The organism is Streptomyces sp. NPDC017246 (genome assembly GCF_044331325.1).
Classification (GTDB): Bacteria; Actinomycetota; Actinomycetes; order Streptomycetales; family Streptomycetaceae; genus Streptomyces.
The window spans coordinates 352,795-367,671 of the sequence record NZ_JBIRMW010000003.1 but is presented as its reverse complement, the minus strand read 5'-3'; the positions used below and the strand labels follow the sequence as shown (position 1 = coordinate 367,671).

The 14,877-nt window shown below is 72.2% G+C and carries 11 protein-coding genes and 2 pseudogenes; 5 read left to right on the top strand and 8 right to left on the bottom strand.

Annotated features, from left to right (window positions below; translation table 11 throughout):
* The first annotated feature begins 27 nt into the window (after positions 1–27).
* From ACH4MY_RS10080 to ACH4MY_RS10065, 4 genes and pseudogenes are all read left to right on the top strand, one after another.
* Positions 28–909, top strand: a complete 882-nt coding sequence (locus tag ACH4MY_RS10080) for a winged helix-turn-helix transcriptional regulator (protein WP_398000179.1) — start codon at positions 28–30, stop codon at positions 907–909.
* A gap of 150 nt (positions 910–1,059) precedes the next feature.
* A pseudogene (locus ACH4MY_RS10075) lies at positions 1,060–1,257 on the top strand (potassium transporter TrkA); the annotation flags it as partial.
* A 194-nt stretch (positions 1,258–1,451) separates the two neighbouring features.
* A complete protein-coding gene (locus ACH4MY_RS10070; protein WP_398000176.1) occupies positions 1,452–2,762 on the top strand; it encodes a hypothetical protein in 1,311 nt (436 codons plus the stop codon).
* 172 nt (positions 2,763–2,934) lie between these two features.
* Positions 2,935–4,251 carry a phytase gene (locus ACH4MY_RS10065; protein ID WP_398000173.1) on the top strand — a complete coding sequence of 439 codons (1,317 nt, stop codon included), beginning with the start codon at positions 2,935–2,937 and terminating at the stop codon, positions 4,249–4,251.
* Between the two features lie 82 nt (positions 4,252–4,333).
* Here ACH4MY_RS10065 and ACH4MY_RS10060 read toward each other — a convergent pair whose 3' ends face one another.
* The 8 genes and pseudogenes from ACH4MY_RS10060 to ACH4MY_RS10025 form a co-directional block, all read right to left on the bottom strand.
* The gene (locus tag ACH4MY_RS10060) at positions 4,334–7,267 is read right to left on the bottom strand and encodes a hypothetical protein (RefSeq protein ID WP_398000170.1); all 2,934 of its coding nucleotides are present in this window, start codon (positions 7,265–7,267) and stop codon (positions 4,334–4,336) included.
* Entirely contained in the window at positions 7,264–8,385 is a 1,122-nt protein-coding gene (locus ACH4MY_RS10055; RefSeq protein ID WP_398000167.1) for an AAA family ATPase, read from the bottom strand. Before ACH4MY_RS10055 ends, ACH4MY_RS10060 begins: the two co-directional genes overlap by 4 nt.
* A gap of 94 nt (positions 8,386–8,479) precedes the next feature.
* Positions 8,480–9,970: a VWA domain-containing protein gene (locus ACH4MY_RS10050; RefSeq protein WP_398000164.1), complete on the bottom strand. Its 1,491-nt coding sequence runs from the start codon at positions 9,968–9,970 to the stop codon at positions 8,480–8,482.
* On the bottom strand, positions 9,967–11,361 hold the full coding sequence (locus tag ACH4MY_RS10045) for a hypothetical protein (RefSeq protein WP_398000161.1): 1,395 nt from the start codon (positions 11,359–11,361) through the stop codon (positions 9,967–9,969). Before ACH4MY_RS10045 ends, ACH4MY_RS10050 begins: the two co-directional genes overlap by 4 nt.
* On the bottom strand, positions 11,361–11,864 hold the full coding sequence (locus ACH4MY_RS10040) for a hypothetical protein (RefSeq protein ID WP_398000159.1): 504 nt from the start codon (positions 11,862–11,864) through the stop codon (positions 11,361–11,363). The genes ACH4MY_RS10045 and ACH4MY_RS10040 overlap by 1 nt, the downstream gene beginning before the upstream one ends.
* A gap of 120 nt (positions 11,865–11,984) precedes the next feature.
* On the bottom strand, positions 11,985–13,118 hold the full coding sequence (locus ACH4MY_RS10035) for an FAD-dependent monooxygenase (protein WP_398000156.1): 1,134 nt from the start codon (positions 13,116–13,118) through the stop codon (positions 11,985–11,987).
* A 95-nt stretch (positions 13,119–13,213) separates the two neighbouring features.
* A pseudogene (locus ACH4MY_RS10030) lies at positions 13,214–13,318 on the bottom strand (ATP-binding protein); the annotation flags it as partial.
* A gap of 42 nt (positions 13,319–13,360) precedes the next feature.
* Complete coding sequence (locus ACH4MY_RS10025) at positions 13,361–13,678, bottom strand: ArsR/SmtB family transcription factor (protein WP_398000153.1); 318 nt, start codon at positions 13,676–13,678, stop codon at positions 13,361–13,363.
* Between the two features lie 176 nt (positions 13,679–13,854).
* Here ACH4MY_RS10025 and ACH4MY_RS10020 point away from each other — a divergent pair, with 176 nt between their 5' ends.
* A complete protein-coding gene (locus ACH4MY_RS10020; RefSeq protein WP_398000151.1) occupies positions 13,855–14,853 on the top strand; it encodes a zinc-dependent alcohol dehydrogenase family protein in 999 nt (332 codons plus the stop codon).
* Positions 14,854–14,877 lie beyond the last annotated feature (24 nt).

Here is a 14,877-nt window from a genome sequence, read left to right as displayed (position 1 = left end):
GAACGCACCGAACGAGGAGGACACGTCATGGCACGAGCCGTGCCCGACCGCGACGCCGCATGCGCCATCGCCCAGGCCGCGGCCGTCGTCGGAGACTGGTGGAGCCTGCTCCTCGTCCGCGAGACGGCGCGCGGACGGCACCGCTTCGACGAGCTCCAGCGCGAGCTGGACATCTCCCGCAAGGTCCTCACCGAGCGGCTGAACCACCTCGTCGACAGTGGCGTCCTCGACAAGGTCCCGTACCAGGAAGCGCCGGTGCGGTTCGAGTACCGGCTCAGCGACGCGGGCCGCGCCCTGCTTCCCGTCCTGGTCTCGATGCAGGACTGGGCCGACCGCTGGCTGCTCGGCGACGGCTCCCTGACCGCCTCCGCCGACGAGCGGAGCGCGGAGGCCCACCGGGTCCACGACCTGCCCGGCACCCGGCTGCCCCGGTTCGAGCTGCCCTCGCACACGGGCGGCGCGCTCGACCCGGTGGACACCGGGGCCGGAGCCACCGTCCTGTTCTGCTACCCGGCCACCGGCCGGCCCGGTCCGCTGCCGGACAACTGGTCGGACATCCCCGGGACGACGGGGTGCACGCTGGAGAACCGGCTGTTCCGGGAGGCGTACGAGAGGTTCACGGCGGCCGGTGTCGCCGTGCGCGGCGTCAGCACCCAGCGTCCCGACGAACAGAGGGCGTTCGCGACGGCAGAGGAGATCCCCTTCCCGCTGCTCTCCGACATGGACAACGAGCTGTCGGCGGCGCTCCGGCTCCCGACCTTCCGTGCGGGCCAGGCCCTCCGGCTGAAGCGGGCGATCCTGGTCCTCGACCGCGAACGGACCGTACGCCACGTCCAGTTCCCGGTCACGGACATCCCGGTGGCCGTGGAGACGGCCTGGCGTGAGGGAACGTCGGTCGCCTCGGGCTGACGGACACCCGGCGGCGCGTCGCCGGTCAGGCTCCGGGCAGCGAGGTGGGCACAGGGTCGTGTGCGGAGACGACGCGCTCACGCACCGGATCGCCGCCGAGCCGGCGTCTGGCCCTGCTCCACGAGGACGACGACGTCAACAAGCGGGCACTTCGCCTCCGCCGTCTACCGGACCCTGCGTGCGGCCCACCCCGACGCACTCACCCGCAGCCTCAACGTGTCGACGCCGGACGCACCCGCCTTCGCCACCGCGATGATGGGCCGCCGGATCCTGGGCACGATCGCGGTCGAACGCCGGGGGCCGGTCTTCGTGATGCTCGACATCGCCGGGCAGCCGCAGTGCGAGGGCCCGTGCGGCCGGGCGGGTGCCGCACGGCATCGTCACAGGTCACATGGGGCCCGGTCGCGTCGTTAAGCGGAATCGGCGGGTCGGGTCCGGACCGGCGGCGAACGGGGAATCGATCTTGCGTTCGCACTCACACCGTGGTCACATGTCATGTCTTTCTCATGATCATTGCTTTGGGGGTAGAAATGACCAGAGGCATGGACCGGCGTTCCGTCATCCGTGGTATCGCGACGGCGGGCGCGGGCGCCGCCGCGGGTGCGGTGGCGATGGGGAGCACGCCGGCGTACGCGGCGGGTTCCGGGGACGACCCGTACAGCGTCGACGTCATCAGCAAGGGTGCCGACCCGACCGGTGCGACCCCGAGCGACGCGGCGTTCCGCGCGGCGGCCGCCGAGGTGCTGGCCTCGTTCCAGCCTGGGCCGATCTCGGGGGCGATCCCGAAGAAGGTGCTGGTCGTCCCGCCCGGCACCTATCTGCTGACCCAGCCGGACTCGCTGCTGCCGAACGTCAACGGCGAGGGCAACGGCGGCATCGTCGACGGAGTGACGATCACCGGCTACGGCAAGCGGCTGTCGCGGATCGTGTACTCGCCCGCGGCGAACGACACGACGCTGTGGACGAACTACCAGCGCTACAAGAACATCCGTATCTCCGGGCTGACGTTCACCAGCACCAACGCCACGTCGAGCTTCAACTACGCCTACTCTTCGGCCGACTACGGCGTCCAGGACACCTGGTACACCGACGTCGAGTGGCGCGGCAGCTGGAAGCGGGGCATCGGCCTGGACGGCCCGGCCACCACGTCCAACCTGAACAGCGAGATGGGCTGGGACCACTGTCAGGTCGGCGGCTCGTACTCCGAGGCCTTCCTCCTCATGGGGATGACGCCGTCCGCGACGCAGCAGGACCAGTTCCTCAACTACTGGTTCCGCGACTGCAAGGTGGAGTACCAGTCCGGCGTGTTCGTGAAGAACAACCGGGGCGGTTCGATGAACTTCATCGGCGGCTCCTACATCCTCACCGACGCCGCGTCGACCGGTACGTTCTTCGAGCTCACCGCCGACGCCACCACCCGGGCCGACTCCGTCTCCCGTCTGTACGCGCAGGGCATCCGCTTCGAGCTGCGCGGCGTCGGCCACAAGGTGATCGACTCCCGTTGGTACAAGGGGAACATCACCTTCGAGTCGTGCGACGACACCGCTCTGAGCTTCAAGTCCTGGGCTCCGGACGCGGTGACGCACGCGTACGACTTCAACGCCAACGGCGCCCGGGGTCCGATGGTGCGGTACGTGGACTGCGGTCTCATGGGCTCGCACCGTGTGGGGACGGGATCCACGGCGACCACCAACGGCAAGGTGCTGTACGAAGGCTGCCGGTTCATCGACATGTCGGCAGCGACCGGGGCGACGGGATTCCTCCGCTGGACCGGGTCCGTCGCGCCCCGCTACGAGATGCGTGACTGCCTCATCGGGGCGAACTACCTGGCTGACGTGAAGAACCCCGCCTGATCGACGGCGGGCAGGCACGTGCGCGGGCCGCGACACCAGTCGCGGCCCGCGCCGTCGTTCATCGTGCGTACACCGGGACTTCGGATCTCGGGTCGGCCGGTGGCTCCGTACCGACACGGAAGGGCACCACGCTCACGCAGGACGTACAAGCCCCCCTCCTGAGGAGACTTGCGTGACTCGCCCCACCACCGCCGGATCGCTCGTGCTCGTCGTCACCGCGGCGCTCGCGGCAACGGCCCTTGCCGTACCGGCCCAGGCCCAGGCCCATCACCGTGGCTCGGTCGGCTCGCTGCCGGTCGTGACTCCCCGCGCGGAGACGCCGGTGCTGCACGACGACGACGCGGGCGGCAACGCCGACGCGGACGACCCGGCGATCTGGCGCAACGCCGCCGCCCCGGGCCGCAGCCTCGTCATCGCGACCGCCAAGGAGGGCGGTCTGCGCGTCTACGACCTGGACGCGCGGCCTGTGCAGTCGATCGCCGCGCCGCCGGCCGAGGGGCCGGACGACGCCCCGGGCCGGTTCAACAACGTGGACCTCGTCCAGGGCCTGCGGCTCTCCTCGGGCCGGGCCGATCTGGCCGTCACCAGCGATCGCGGCCACGACCGGCTGCGGTTCTACCGCATCGACCGCGACCGCGCCGCTGGCCCGCTCACCGATGTCACGGACCCCGCCGCCCCCGCCGTGTTCTCCGCGGACCAGGCCGAGATCAACGAGCAGCGGACCGCGTACGGTCTGGCGACCTGGACGGACCCGGCATCCGGAAAATCCTTCGCGCTGGTCAGCCGTCGCGAGCGGACCAGTATCGCCCTGCTCGAACTGCTCCCGGCGGCGGGCGGCAAGGTCACCTACCGCAAGATCCGCACCCTGGACCTGCCCACCACGTTCCGGCTGCCCGACGGCACCTCGTGGGCTCCCTGCGGTGAGCCCGACGAACTCCCTCAGGTGGAGGGCATGGTCGTCGACCCCGCCAACGGCACTCTCTACGCGGGCCAGGAGGACATCGGCGTCTGGCGCGTGCGCGCCGACCTCACCGGCACACCGAAGCTGCTCGACACGGTCCGCGAGTACGGCGTCCCCGGCGTCTACGACGAGGAGACCGAGGAGTGCACGCCGGGGGCCGATCCCGGCTTCGGAGGTACGAAGATCTCCGCGGACGTCGAGGGTCTGACGCTGGTCACCGAGTCCGACGGCGACGGATACCTCCTCGCCTCCAGCCAGGGCGACAACACCTTCGCCGCCTACGACCGGGAGCTCGGGGACCGCAACGAGTACGAGGGCGGCTTCCGGGTCGTGCCCGCCGGTGCCACCCTCGACGGCTCCGAGGAGTGCGACGGCGCCGCCGCCCTGAACGCACCGCTCGGCTCGAAGTACCCCCGCGGCCTCCTCGTCGTCCAGGACGGCCACGACGCCCCCGGCGACGGTGACCGTCCGGCGACCAACTTCAAGTTCGTCGACCTCGGCACCGTCCTGGACGCGCTCGACGACTGACCCTCCACCCGCCCACCCCACCCCTCCCCCGGTTTCCGTTCCCGTACCGCCGCCGGGCCGTCCCCCCGGCGGCGGTGCGGTGTCACGGGGCCGCGAGGAGCGCCGCCACCGCGTGCGCCGTGTCGGGGTGGCGGCCCGTCAGGGACGCCGGGCTCAGCCCCGAAGCCTCCGCCCCGGCCGTTCCGGCCGAGCCCGCCGACGCCCACGGATCGCCGCACCCCAGGAGGTCCGCAAGCGCGTCGGCGGCGGCCCGGTGGGCGAAGAGGAGTGCCGCTCCCGCCGGACCCGCCGTCGGCTCCCCCTCCGCGGCCCATGTGTCCGTACAGCCCAGGAGGCCCGCCACCGCGTCGCAGGTCTCCGGATACAGGCGCGGCAGCGCCGCGCCGCGCGGCCCCCTGGCCGCCGGGGCCGTGCGCTCCGCCGGCAGCTCGCGCCAGGGCGGCACCCAGGTGTCCAGTGCGGCCAGCCGCGCCGGGAAGATCCGTCCCGCCTCGCGGATGAGGAGCGGGGCCAGCTCCGCCGCGTTCGACCGCAGGGTGGTGATGAGCGTCGGCAGCCACGGCAGCAGTACGGGGTCGGGCAGCCGCCCGAAGGCATTCGACACGGCCTCCACCACCACGTCCGCGAGTCCCGGCACCGGCTCAAGGGCGTGGACGAAACCGCTCAGGTAGCGCGGGTAGGAGGGCACCACCAGAGGGTTGGCCAGGAGCTCGTCGCAGCGACCGCGCAGCTCGCCCCGGGAGAGAGTGCCGAGCTGGACCTGCGCCGCCCACAGCAGGGCCGTCTTCGCCGGGTCCCGGGGGTGCGACTGGGCGACCGCGAGCTCCAGCTGCGTCCGGTCGCAGCCGAGCGACAGGGCCAGGTTCTCCATGCTGAACAGGAAGCCCAGCATCGCCGCCACCTGCCCCACGGTCGCGTCCTCGTCCCGGAACGCCGTCGGCAGCAGCGTGCAGTAGTGCGCGTACCCCGCTCTGACGAAGGACTCGATCCAGGGCGGCAGCACCGGTTCGCAGGTGCGGTAGTAGGACAGCAGACCGCGCACCCGGCGCAGCACCTCCGGAGCCCCGTCCACCGTGCGCTCGCCCGCGAGCACCTCCAGAGCCCGTCTGCCGAGCTCGTCGGCGAGACGTCGGCCGCCGAGGTGGAGCGTCGCGTCCTCGACGGCCGCGAGGACCTCCGCCGTCGTGGCCCTCGGGCCGTACGCGGTACGGCGCAGGCGCTGCTCGAGGACCTGTTCCAGGCTCACGCCCTCGTAGCCGAGCTCGATGAGGGCCCGTTGGTGGGTGCCGAGCGACAGGTCCCAGGACTCCTGGATCGACCGTTCTCCGAGGCGCCGCTCGCCCATCACCGTGCGGGCCGCTCCGGGCGGCAGCAGGCGGCGCAGCATCCACAGCACGTCCGAGCAAGCCCGCAGCTCCGGCCGGGACGCCATGTCGAGCAGGGCTCGCCGTACGCCGCGCTGCTGGAGGTTCAGTTCCAGCGGGGCCAGCCGGTCGTGGACGTCACGGGCGAGGGGCGGCAGGGCGGCGTAGCCGACCTGCCCGATCCGGTCGCCGCCCATCATGATCTCGACGAGTCGGCGCACGTCCCGTCGGCCGGGGACGGTGTCCTTCTCGATGCAGGTGACCGCCGCGTCCTGGAAGTCGTACGGCGTGGGCTTGGCCCTGTCCCGCATGGCGGCGAGCAGGATCGACGTCTCGAAGACGGCGATCGCGTCGGCGGTGGAGGCGAGGTAGCCGGCGCGGCGGGCGGCGCGGACGATGTCCACGGACCAGCCCAGCAGTTCGGCCTCGTCCAGGCTGTGGAGGGCGGGGGGCCGCTGGAGGAAGCCGGAGAGCCGGTCCTCCGTCGGTATGGGTGCCGTCGAGGGCGCGGCCTTCGCCGCCGACCTCGTGGTGCTCGTCTTCTTCGTGCCTGCCTGGCCCTCCAGGCGGTACGGCTTCACCCGGGTGCGCCTGAGGTTCTTCGCCCATTCCGTCGCGGCGATCGACACCGAGCCCGGCGCGAGGCCGAACTGCGCCTCGATCGCCGCGTGGCTGGACGGGATCAGCCCGTACTGCCAGGTCGTGGCCGTGCGCGGGGAGATGGCGAAGTCTCCGGTGCCGTGCACGCCGAACTCGTCGACGCGGCTGGCCGCGTGGAAGGCGCCGCACACGTACAGGCAGTCCGCCGGATCCGTGCCGGTGGCGGCCAGGTGCTCGCGCATCCGGGTCCACATGTAGCGCTCGCGGTCCTCGTCGACGCGCACCCGGTCCCCCTGGCCCGGGGCGAGGCGCCGGAAGAGGCTGCCGATGAGGAACATGACCTGGCGGTAGGTGTCGTGGTCGCTGTCGCCGAGCGGCACCTCGACGTACTGGTGCCACCATTCCGACCAGTGCCGCACCTTGCCGTGGCGCAGCAGGTGCTCCTCCAGTTCGGCGAAGCGCGGCCGCAGATCGCCGATCTCGACGCCGACGGCCTCGCCGTGGAGGGCCGCTTCGGGTTCGGTCCCGGCCGGGTGGGTCTCGTCGTCGGCGGGCCGTCGGGTGTCCCACTGGAAGACGTGGTCGGAGGAGCGGTCGACGAGGACGAGTTCCACGCCGGGGGTGTCGAGGGCGTACGCGATGGCCTGGTACTCGGCGGAGGCCTCGGTGATCGGGGCGACGACGGACAGCGGCGCCCAGTCGGGCGGGAATCCGTCGATGTCGCCGGCGAAGGCCTGTACCGCGACCGGCAGCCGGCAGTTGCGGAGTTCGGTGAGCAGCGGCGTCATGTCCTCGCACAGCTCCAGGTACACGACCTTGGGCTGCTTCTCGCGCAGTCGGCGGGCCATGGCGAGGGCGGAGGCGGGCGAGTGGTGGCAGACGGGGAAGATCTCCAGCGGTTCGGCGACCGCCCGGTCGACGTCGTCGACCAGGCCCAGGAGGATGCCTTCGAGGGCGTCCCGGCCGCCGGAGAACTCCGCCGCCGCCTCGTGGAGCTGCCCTCGCAGGGCGGCGAAGGGCGGGTTCGTGGGCGTCGTGGGCGTGGTGCTCATGCCAGCTTCGCGATCGCTTCGCGGCCGCCCTCCAGGAACTCGGGCCAGGAGCCGCCCTGCTCCTTGCCGCGGGGCTCGACGACGCCGTGCAGGTACTTGTTGAGGATGGCGAGGTCCTCGGGTTCGCGACGGGCGAGCGTACCGACGAGGGAGGCGGCGAGGGCGCGGGCGGTCAGGGTGCGCTCGCCGAAGAAGTCGCTGTGCAGGACCGCGTCCTCCAGTACGCCGATCTGCTCGGCGGTGGACAGGGCGGACTCCAGCTTCTCGTCGTCGCTGCCGGCCGCGGCGGCGGAGGCGCGCAGGTCGGCGAAGCTCTGGAGGAGGACGTCGAGCAGGGTGGGCGGCACGTCCAGCTCGATCGCGTGCCGGCGCAGGAGCTCCTCGGTGCGGAAGCGGACGATCTCCGCCTCGCTCTTCTTGTTCGTGACGACCGGGATGCGGACGAAGTTGAACCGGCGCTTGAGCGCGGACGACAGGTCGTTGACGCCCCGGTCGCGGCTGTTGGCGGTGGCGATGACCGAGAAGCCGGGCTTGGCGAACACGATGTTCTCGCCGCCGGCGCTGTCGAGCTCGGGGACCGAGATGTACTTCTCGGAGAGGATCGAGATGAGCGCGTCCTGGACGTCGCTGGTGGAGCGGGTGAGCTCCTCGAAGCGGCCGATGGTGCCGGTCTCCATGGCGGTCATGATCGGCGAGGGGATCATCGACTCGCGGGACTGGCCCTTGGCGATGACCATGGACACGTTCCAGGAGTACTTGATGTGGTCCTCCGTGGTGCCCGCGGTGCCCTGGACGACCTGGGTGGAGTTGCGGCTGATCGCGGCCGAGAGGAGTTCGGCGAGCCAGCTCTTGCCGGTGCCCGGGTCGCCGATCAGGAGGAGGCCGCGGTCGGAGGCGAGGGTGACGATGGAGCGCTCGACGAAGCTGCGGTCGCCGAACCACTTCGGCGACACCTCCCGGTCCAGGCCGTCGGCGCGCTCGGAGCCGAGGACGAACAGGCGGACCATCTTCGGGGAGAGGCGCCAGGAGAAGGGCTTGGGGTTGTCGTCGATCGACTCCAGCCAGTCGAGTTCCTCGGCGTACTTGATCTCGGCGGGAGCGCGCAGCAGGTCGGACATGTGAAGGGCCTTTCTGGGCAGGACGTGGGGCGGGACGCGCGGGCCGGCGGCTTCTGCGGCAGGTGTGAGCGGCAGGGCCGGGCCGCGGGGCGTCTCAGGTGAGGAAGGTCTTGAGTTCGTGCACGAGCTTGTTGATGTGGCCGGAGACCACCGGGGTCCCGAGGGCCTTGAACCGCTCCCGGAACCAGGGGTTGACCTCCTGCCGGCCGGAGCTGGTCACCGAGCCGACGGGAATGAAGCGCACTCCGGACCGGTGGACCGCCTCGATGCCCTCGAAGAGCGGCTGCGAACGGCTGAACTCGTAGAAGTCGGAGATCCACACCATGACCGTGTTCTTCGGTTCGGCGATCTTCGGTCGGGCCATGGCCATCGCCACCGGTCCGTCGTTGCCGCCGCCGAGGTTGGTGCGGAGGAGTACGTCGAAGGGGTCGTGCACCCAGGGGGTGAGGTCGACGGCGCGGGTGTCGTACGCGATGAGGTGGACGTCCACCTTCGGCAGCCCGGCGAAGATGGAGGCGAGGATGGTGCAGTTGACCATCGAGTCGACCATGGAGCCCGACTGGTCCACCACGACGATCAGCCGCTGGGGTGTGGTGCGGCGGGTGGTGTGCCGGTAGTAGAGGCGGTCGACGTAGAGCCGCTCCTCGTCCGGGCTCCAGTTGGTGAGGTTCTTCCAGATGGTGCGGTCGAGGTCGAGATTGCGGAAGACCCGCTTGGGCGGCACCGAACGGTCCAGCTCACCCACGCTCGACTTCTCCACCTGGGTGCGGAGCACCTGGGCGACCTCCTCGACGTAACGCCGGATGAGGGACTTGGCGTTGGCCAGGGCGATGCCGGACAGATTGCCCTTGTCGCGGAGGAGTTGTTCGATCAGGGACATGCTCGGGGTGAGGCGGGCGGCCAGTGCGGGGTCGGCGAGCACCTCGCGCAGACGCATACGCCGGACCAGATCGGCCTCGACGGCGCCGAGTTCGGGACCGAGGCCGCCGCCGTCGACGACCGCACCGGCGCCCTGCCCTCCGCGCAGACCGCCGGGCGGACAGCCGAGGGACCGCTCCAGCCAGCCCGCGTCCGACTGCCAGCGGGCCAGCTGACCGGCGGAGACCGTTCCCGATCCGGTGGAGAAGACGTTGAGCAGCAGCTTCGAGGCGAGCGCGGCGCGCCGCACCTCGGCCGCTCGGTCGCGGACGCCGTCCGGCTCGGGCTCCGGCGTCATCAACCCGTCGAGTTCGTCGGCGAGTTCCGGATGGCGCTGTATGACGGAGTCGACGGAGGCGCCGGGGTCGAGCAGCGCCGTGGGCAGGCCGATGTCCTCGACGACGGCGAGGCTCGCCGCCTCCAGAGCGGCCTGTTCCTCCGGGTCGAAGAGCCGGGCGAGGAGCCGCCAGTAGAGGACCTGGCGACGGTTGTCGTCGGCGTCGGGGCCGGCCGGGGAGGAGGCCGCGGGGGCGGGTCCGGGTGCGCCGCCGGGGGTGGCCGACGCACGGTCGGTGGTGGAGGCGTCGGGGGTGGTGGCGTCGGTGGTGGAGGCGTCGGTGGTGGAGGCGTCGGTGGTGGTGGCGTCGGTGGTGGTGCCTTCGGTCATTTGCGCAGCAGCTTTCCGGCTCGCTCGCGCAGGACGGCGACGGAGTCCGTGGCCGCCTTCTCCGCCCGGGCTCCGGCCTTGTCGTCGGTCCCGCCCGCCCACGCGCCCGCGTGGACGGCGACGGTCTTCTTCCGGACCGTCGTCTCGACGGCGAGCGGCTGGAGAAGGAACTCCCCCGCGTCCCACCGGAGCAGGCCCAGGCACGCCTCGGACGCGGCGACCGCCTCAGGGGTGAGGGGCCCGGCGGCCGGGACACGGTCGGTGTCGACGGCCAGCCGGTGCCCGGCGACCGTGAACGTCAGCGGCCCGTCGCCCGCGCGCTCGGCCGCGTACCCCTCCAGGAACACGGGGACGGCGATCCGGGCCGGGTGGCGGTCCAGCGGGGCGGTCACCGGGTCGGTGGCCGTGGAGAGGATCACCCGGGCCGTGGCGAACGGGTCCGCCGGATTCCCCGTGCGGGCCCGCGCGTCGTCCCAGACGAGGTCGCCCTCGGCGGTGACGGGCATGGCGTCCAGCTCCACGGCGAGGCCCTCCCCTGCGGCGGCGAGCAGTGACATGCCCGGCCGGAGCAACTGCCACAGACCGGCGCCCAGCACGGTGTCCGGCTTGGGCGCGGAGACCGCCGCCCTGACCAGGCGCGGCGCCGTGCCGTCGGCCGGTTCGAACACGGCGTGCACCTGCGCCTGTACGGCGGTCGCGTGCTCCTGGAGGTCCACGCCCAGCGGCAGCAGCCGTCCGGTCGCGGTGGACGGGGTGGGGGTCCGGGCGGCGTCCGGCAGGGTCAGGAGCAGCGCGCGTGACCACAGGTCGGCCCAGCGGCGCTCCGGTACGCGGTCGAGGGTGGCCCCGGGGCAGGAGGCGGCGAGTTCGGCCGCGAATCCGTCGAGGAGGGTCGCGTGTCGGCGCAGCCGGGGGTCCGGCAGCATCGCGGAGACCACGGGCGCGGCTCCGGCGACCAGTTCGTGGTCGATGCCCTGCCAGCCCGCCCGGGCGAGGTCGCACAGCCAGGCGCGGGCGGCGGCGAGCACGTTCGCTCCGGGCTCGGCCGCCCCGGTCTCCGGGGTGTTCCGTTCGGCGCGCGGCCGCCCGGTGACGTCCGCGACGCGGTCCGTCAGGGCGTCGTGCACGGAACCCATGAGGGCGGTGCGGGCGGCGGCGAGCGCGACGAGGTGGTCCTCCCCGGCGGCGCCCGCCGCGGCCTTGTCGGCCGCCTCTGCGACGACCGGGGCGAGCGGTGTGCCGGCGACGGCGCCCGCGAGCGCGGCCAGACCGGCGGCCTGGGCGGGCTGGGGACGGAGCAGTCCCGAGACGAGCACCCGGTCGAAGGCGTCGACGGCGGACAGTGCCTCGTCGAGCCCGTCGACGGGGTCGGTGAGCAGGTCCGTACGCATCAGGCGACCGTCCTCGTCGGCGGGAACCACTGCATCTCGGGCAGCGGCACGGTGGTCGGCTCCAGTTCCAGGTAGGCGAGGTGCCGAAGGAACCGGCTGAACACCGGGGCGGCGGCCGAGGTGTCGCCCTGCGCGGGACGCGTGGCGGTCATCGCCGCGACGAGCTCGTGGGCGTCGGCCGCGGAGCCCGACGCGTCGGCCTTCAGATACCGGGCGACGCGCTCGGCGCCGTACTGCAGGACGGCCTCGCCGACGAGCGCGCGGATGTGGTTGCAGAAACCGCCCCGCGCGCCGCCGCAGGGCCGGTTGTTGTTGGTGCTGCACGCGAACGCGTACGTCCCCGTCGCGACCGAGGACACGTAGACGCGTCCTGCGTCCGAGCCGCTGGACACGACTCCCTGGAGCCGTCCGTCCGCCAGTTCGACGAACGGCACCTTGGCGAGTTTCCGCGGTCGCGCGGGCGGGACCACCCGCGCTGTACTCGACCTCTCCCAGACCGGCAACGTACCTCTCCCATGCACGTCGAAGGGGATGCTCTCGCCGTTTCGGCGGAACGGGGACGAACGTATCCCCGCCCACTGACAACGACTCCGAACAGCCCTTGGGGCCGGGGAAGGTCCGTCCTAGTAGGGCTTCGCCAGGACGTGGGCGGCGCCCGGGATGCCGACCTCCAGGAGCGCGTCCTCCTCGGCGGTCGTCGCCGCGCCCATCTCCTGCTTGAGGACCGCGCGGGACATGGCCTGGACCCACATCGCCCGGGGCCTGCGCCGGGCCTCCCAGGCCTCCAGGGCGGCCGGTACCGAGGCCGCCGTGTCCAGGGAGTCGGCCAGCACGAGCGCGTCCTCGACGGCCATCGCCGCGCCCTGGGCGAGGTGCGGGGTGGAGGCGTGGGCCGCGTCGCCGGCCAGCACGACCCGGCCGACGTGCCAGGGCTCCTCGACGGTCACCTGCGAGATGCGGGAGTACACCACGGCCGTCGGGTCGGTGACGGCGGCGAGCGCCTCGGCGACCGGTCCGGAGAACACGGCGAGGCGCTTCGCGAGCTCCTTGTGCGCGTGCTCCGGGTCCGGGCGGAAGTCCTCGTTCTCCGCGAACACGGCTCCCAGGTACATGAGTTCCTCGGTGATCGGAGTGAGCAGCGCCTTCGCCTCCTTGCCGGCCGTGGCCATGACCACGCCCCGTACGTCGGCCTGGCGGGGCACGGTGACGCGCCAGTTGGCGAAGCCGGTGTACTCGGGCGCGTACCGGTCGCCGTAGAGCCGGGTACGCAGCGGGGAGCCGATGCCGTCGAAGCCGACGACCAGGTCCCAGCGGCCGGTGGTGCCGTCGGAGAGCGTGACGGTGACGCCGGTGCCGTCGTCGTCGAGTTCGTCGATGGTCACGCCGAACCGGACCTTCGCCCCGGCGGCGACGGCGGCGTCACCGAGCACCTCGGCGAGCGCGGGCCGCGGTATGCCGTTCACCGCCGGCGCGTCGCCCATGCGGGGCTGTGGGATGCGGGCGAGGGCGTTCCCCGCGGGGTCGGCGATCGTCAGGATCTCCCACGCGAACCCGGCCGCGAGGCACGCGTCGAGGACGCCGATCTCCCGCATGACGTGCAGGGCGTTCGTCGGCTGGATGATGCCCACGCCGAGCGCGTCCAGCTCGTCGCGGAGCTCCGCGACCTCCACGGTGTGGCCGCGGCGGGCGAGAGCGGTGGCCAGCGTGAGGCCGCCTACGCCTCCGCCGTGGATCAGGACGCGCAGGGTTGATGCCATCTCGGATGTCTCCAGAACGTGACGGGGGCGGGGAGGGGCGGAGCAGGGACTCAGGGTCGGTCGGACCGGACAGCAGCCGCGGCTCTCGAAGGGCCGATCGAGGCGAAGCCGGCGTCCAGGCGCCCGGTGTCCGCGATGACGACTCCGCCGAGCGCGCCGTTGACCAGGTCGTTCCACATGAACGAGTAGCGTACTTGGCCCTGGTGCACCGAAGAGGCCTCACGTGCGACCGTGGTGGGCCACTACCCCTTGCGTCGGTGCGCCACCACCAGGGCGTCGAGGAGACCGGGGAACGCCTCGTCCATGTCCGCCCGGCGCAGGGTGTTCATCCGGGACGTCCCGGCGTAGTGCTGCCGGATGAGGCCCGCCTCGCGGAGCACCTTGAAGTGATGGGTGGCGGTGGACTTGCTGACGGCGATGTCGAAGCCGCCGCACGCGATCTCCGCGCCGCCCGCGTCGAGCTGCGCCACGATGCTGCGCCGCACGGGGTCGACCAGGGCCTCCAGGACCTGTTGGAGGCCGAACTCCGTGACATCGGGGTGGGGCGGCGTACGTTCCATGGATTCATAGTACGACGTCCATCAAAGTTTGACGGCGATCGTACTTCCATGCCACGGTGGCACCACTTCCCGCGAAGCCGGCGAAGTTCACGAAGCCCACGCCTCAGCGCCCACGAGTCGGCTGAGTCACGTGAGTTGCGCGAGTTCCGTTAATCCCGCGAACGAAGGGCGGCGTCATGACGAGGACGGTGCGGTTCCACGAGATCGGCGGACCCGAGGTGTTACGCCTGGAGGACCTGCGACCCGGCGAGCCCGGCCCGGGAGAGGTGCTGATCCGGGTGGACGCGATCGGGCTGAACAGGGCGGAGGCCCTGTTCAGGAGCGGCCGCTACATCGAGCAGCCCGTGAAGTTGCCCTCCGGGCTCGGCAACGAGGCAGCGGGCGTGGTCGAGGCCGTCGGCCCGGGGGTGACCGGGTTCGGTACGGGGCAGGCGATCAGCGTCGTCCCGAGCTTCTCGCACAACGACTACGGCGTGTACGCGGAGCGGGCCGTCGTCCCGGCGAGCGCGCTCCTGCCCCGCGCCGACGGGGTCGACGCCGTGACGGGGGCGTCGGTGTGGATGCCCTACCTGACGGCCTACGGCGCGATGGTCGAGGTGGGAGGCATGCGGGCGGGCGACCTGGCCGTGGTGACGGCGGCCTCCAGCAGCGTCGGACTCGCCGCGATCCAGACCGCCAACCGCGTGGGCGCCACACCGGTCGCCGTGACCCGTACACGCGAGAAGCGCCAGCGGCTGCTGGACGCGGGGGCGGCCGAGGTCGTCGTCTCGGACGAGGAGGACGTGACGGAACGCGTCCGGGAACTGACCGGCGGCCGCGGCGCCGAGTTCGTCTTCGACGCCGTCGCCGGACCGGGCGTGGTGGACCTGGCCCGCGCCGTCGCCCCCGACGGAGCGCTGTTCCTCTGGGGCGCGCAGAGCGGCCTCCCCACCCCCTATCCCGGGTTCGACCTGGGCATGCCCGCACTCTCCCTGCGCACGTACACGATGCTGGAGATCACGAGGGACCCCGGGCGCATGCACCGAGCGGCGTCCTTCATCACCTCGGGCCTGCGCACCGGCTCACTGCGCCCGGTGGTGGACCGCCTGTTCCCGCTGGAGGAGATCGTCCGGGCCCACCGGCACATGGAGTCCAACACCCAGTTCGGCAAGATCGTGGTCACGGTGCCGCACTGACAGCGGTCCGGGCGCCCCGGCGGC

Bases quoted from the DNA above. Each gene is read 5' to 3' on its own strand.
- ACH4MY_RS10080 (WP_398000179.1), top strand. From the start codon at position 28: ATGGCACGAGCCGTGCCCGACCGCGACGCCGCATGCGCCATCGCCCAG.
- ACH4MY_RS10070 (WP_398000176.1), top strand. From the start codon at position 1,452: ATGGACCGGCGTTCCGTCATCCGTGGTATCGCGACGGCGGGCGCGGGC.
- ACH4MY_RS10060 (WP_398000170.1), bottom strand. From the start codon at position 7,267: ATGAGCACCACGCCCACGACGCCCACGAACCCGCCCTTCGCCGCCCTG.
- ACH4MY_RS10055 (WP_398000167.1), bottom strand. From the start codon at position 8,385: ATGTCCGACCTGCTGCGCGCTCCCGCCGAGATCAAGTACGCCGAGGAA.
- ACH4MY_RS10050 (WP_398000164.1), bottom strand. From the start codon at position 9,970: ATGACCGAAGGCACCACCACCGACGCCACCACCACCGACGCCTCCACC.
- ACH4MY_RS10045 (WP_398000161.1), bottom strand. From the start codon at position 11,361: ATGCGTACGGACCTGCTCACCGACCCCGTCGACGGGCTCGACGAGGCA.
- ACH4MY_RS10035 (WP_398000156.1), bottom strand. From the start codon at position 13,118: ATGGCATCAACCCTGCGCGTCCTGATCCACGGCGGAGGCGTAGGCGGC.
- ACH4MY_RS10025 (WP_398000153.1), bottom strand. From the start codon at position 13,678: ATGGAACGTACGCCGCCCCACCCCGATGTCACGGAGTTCGGCCTCCAA.
- ACH4MY_RS10020 (WP_398000151.1), top strand. From the start codon at position 13,855: ATGACGAGGACGGTGCGGTTCCACGAGATCGGCGGACCCGAGGTGTTA.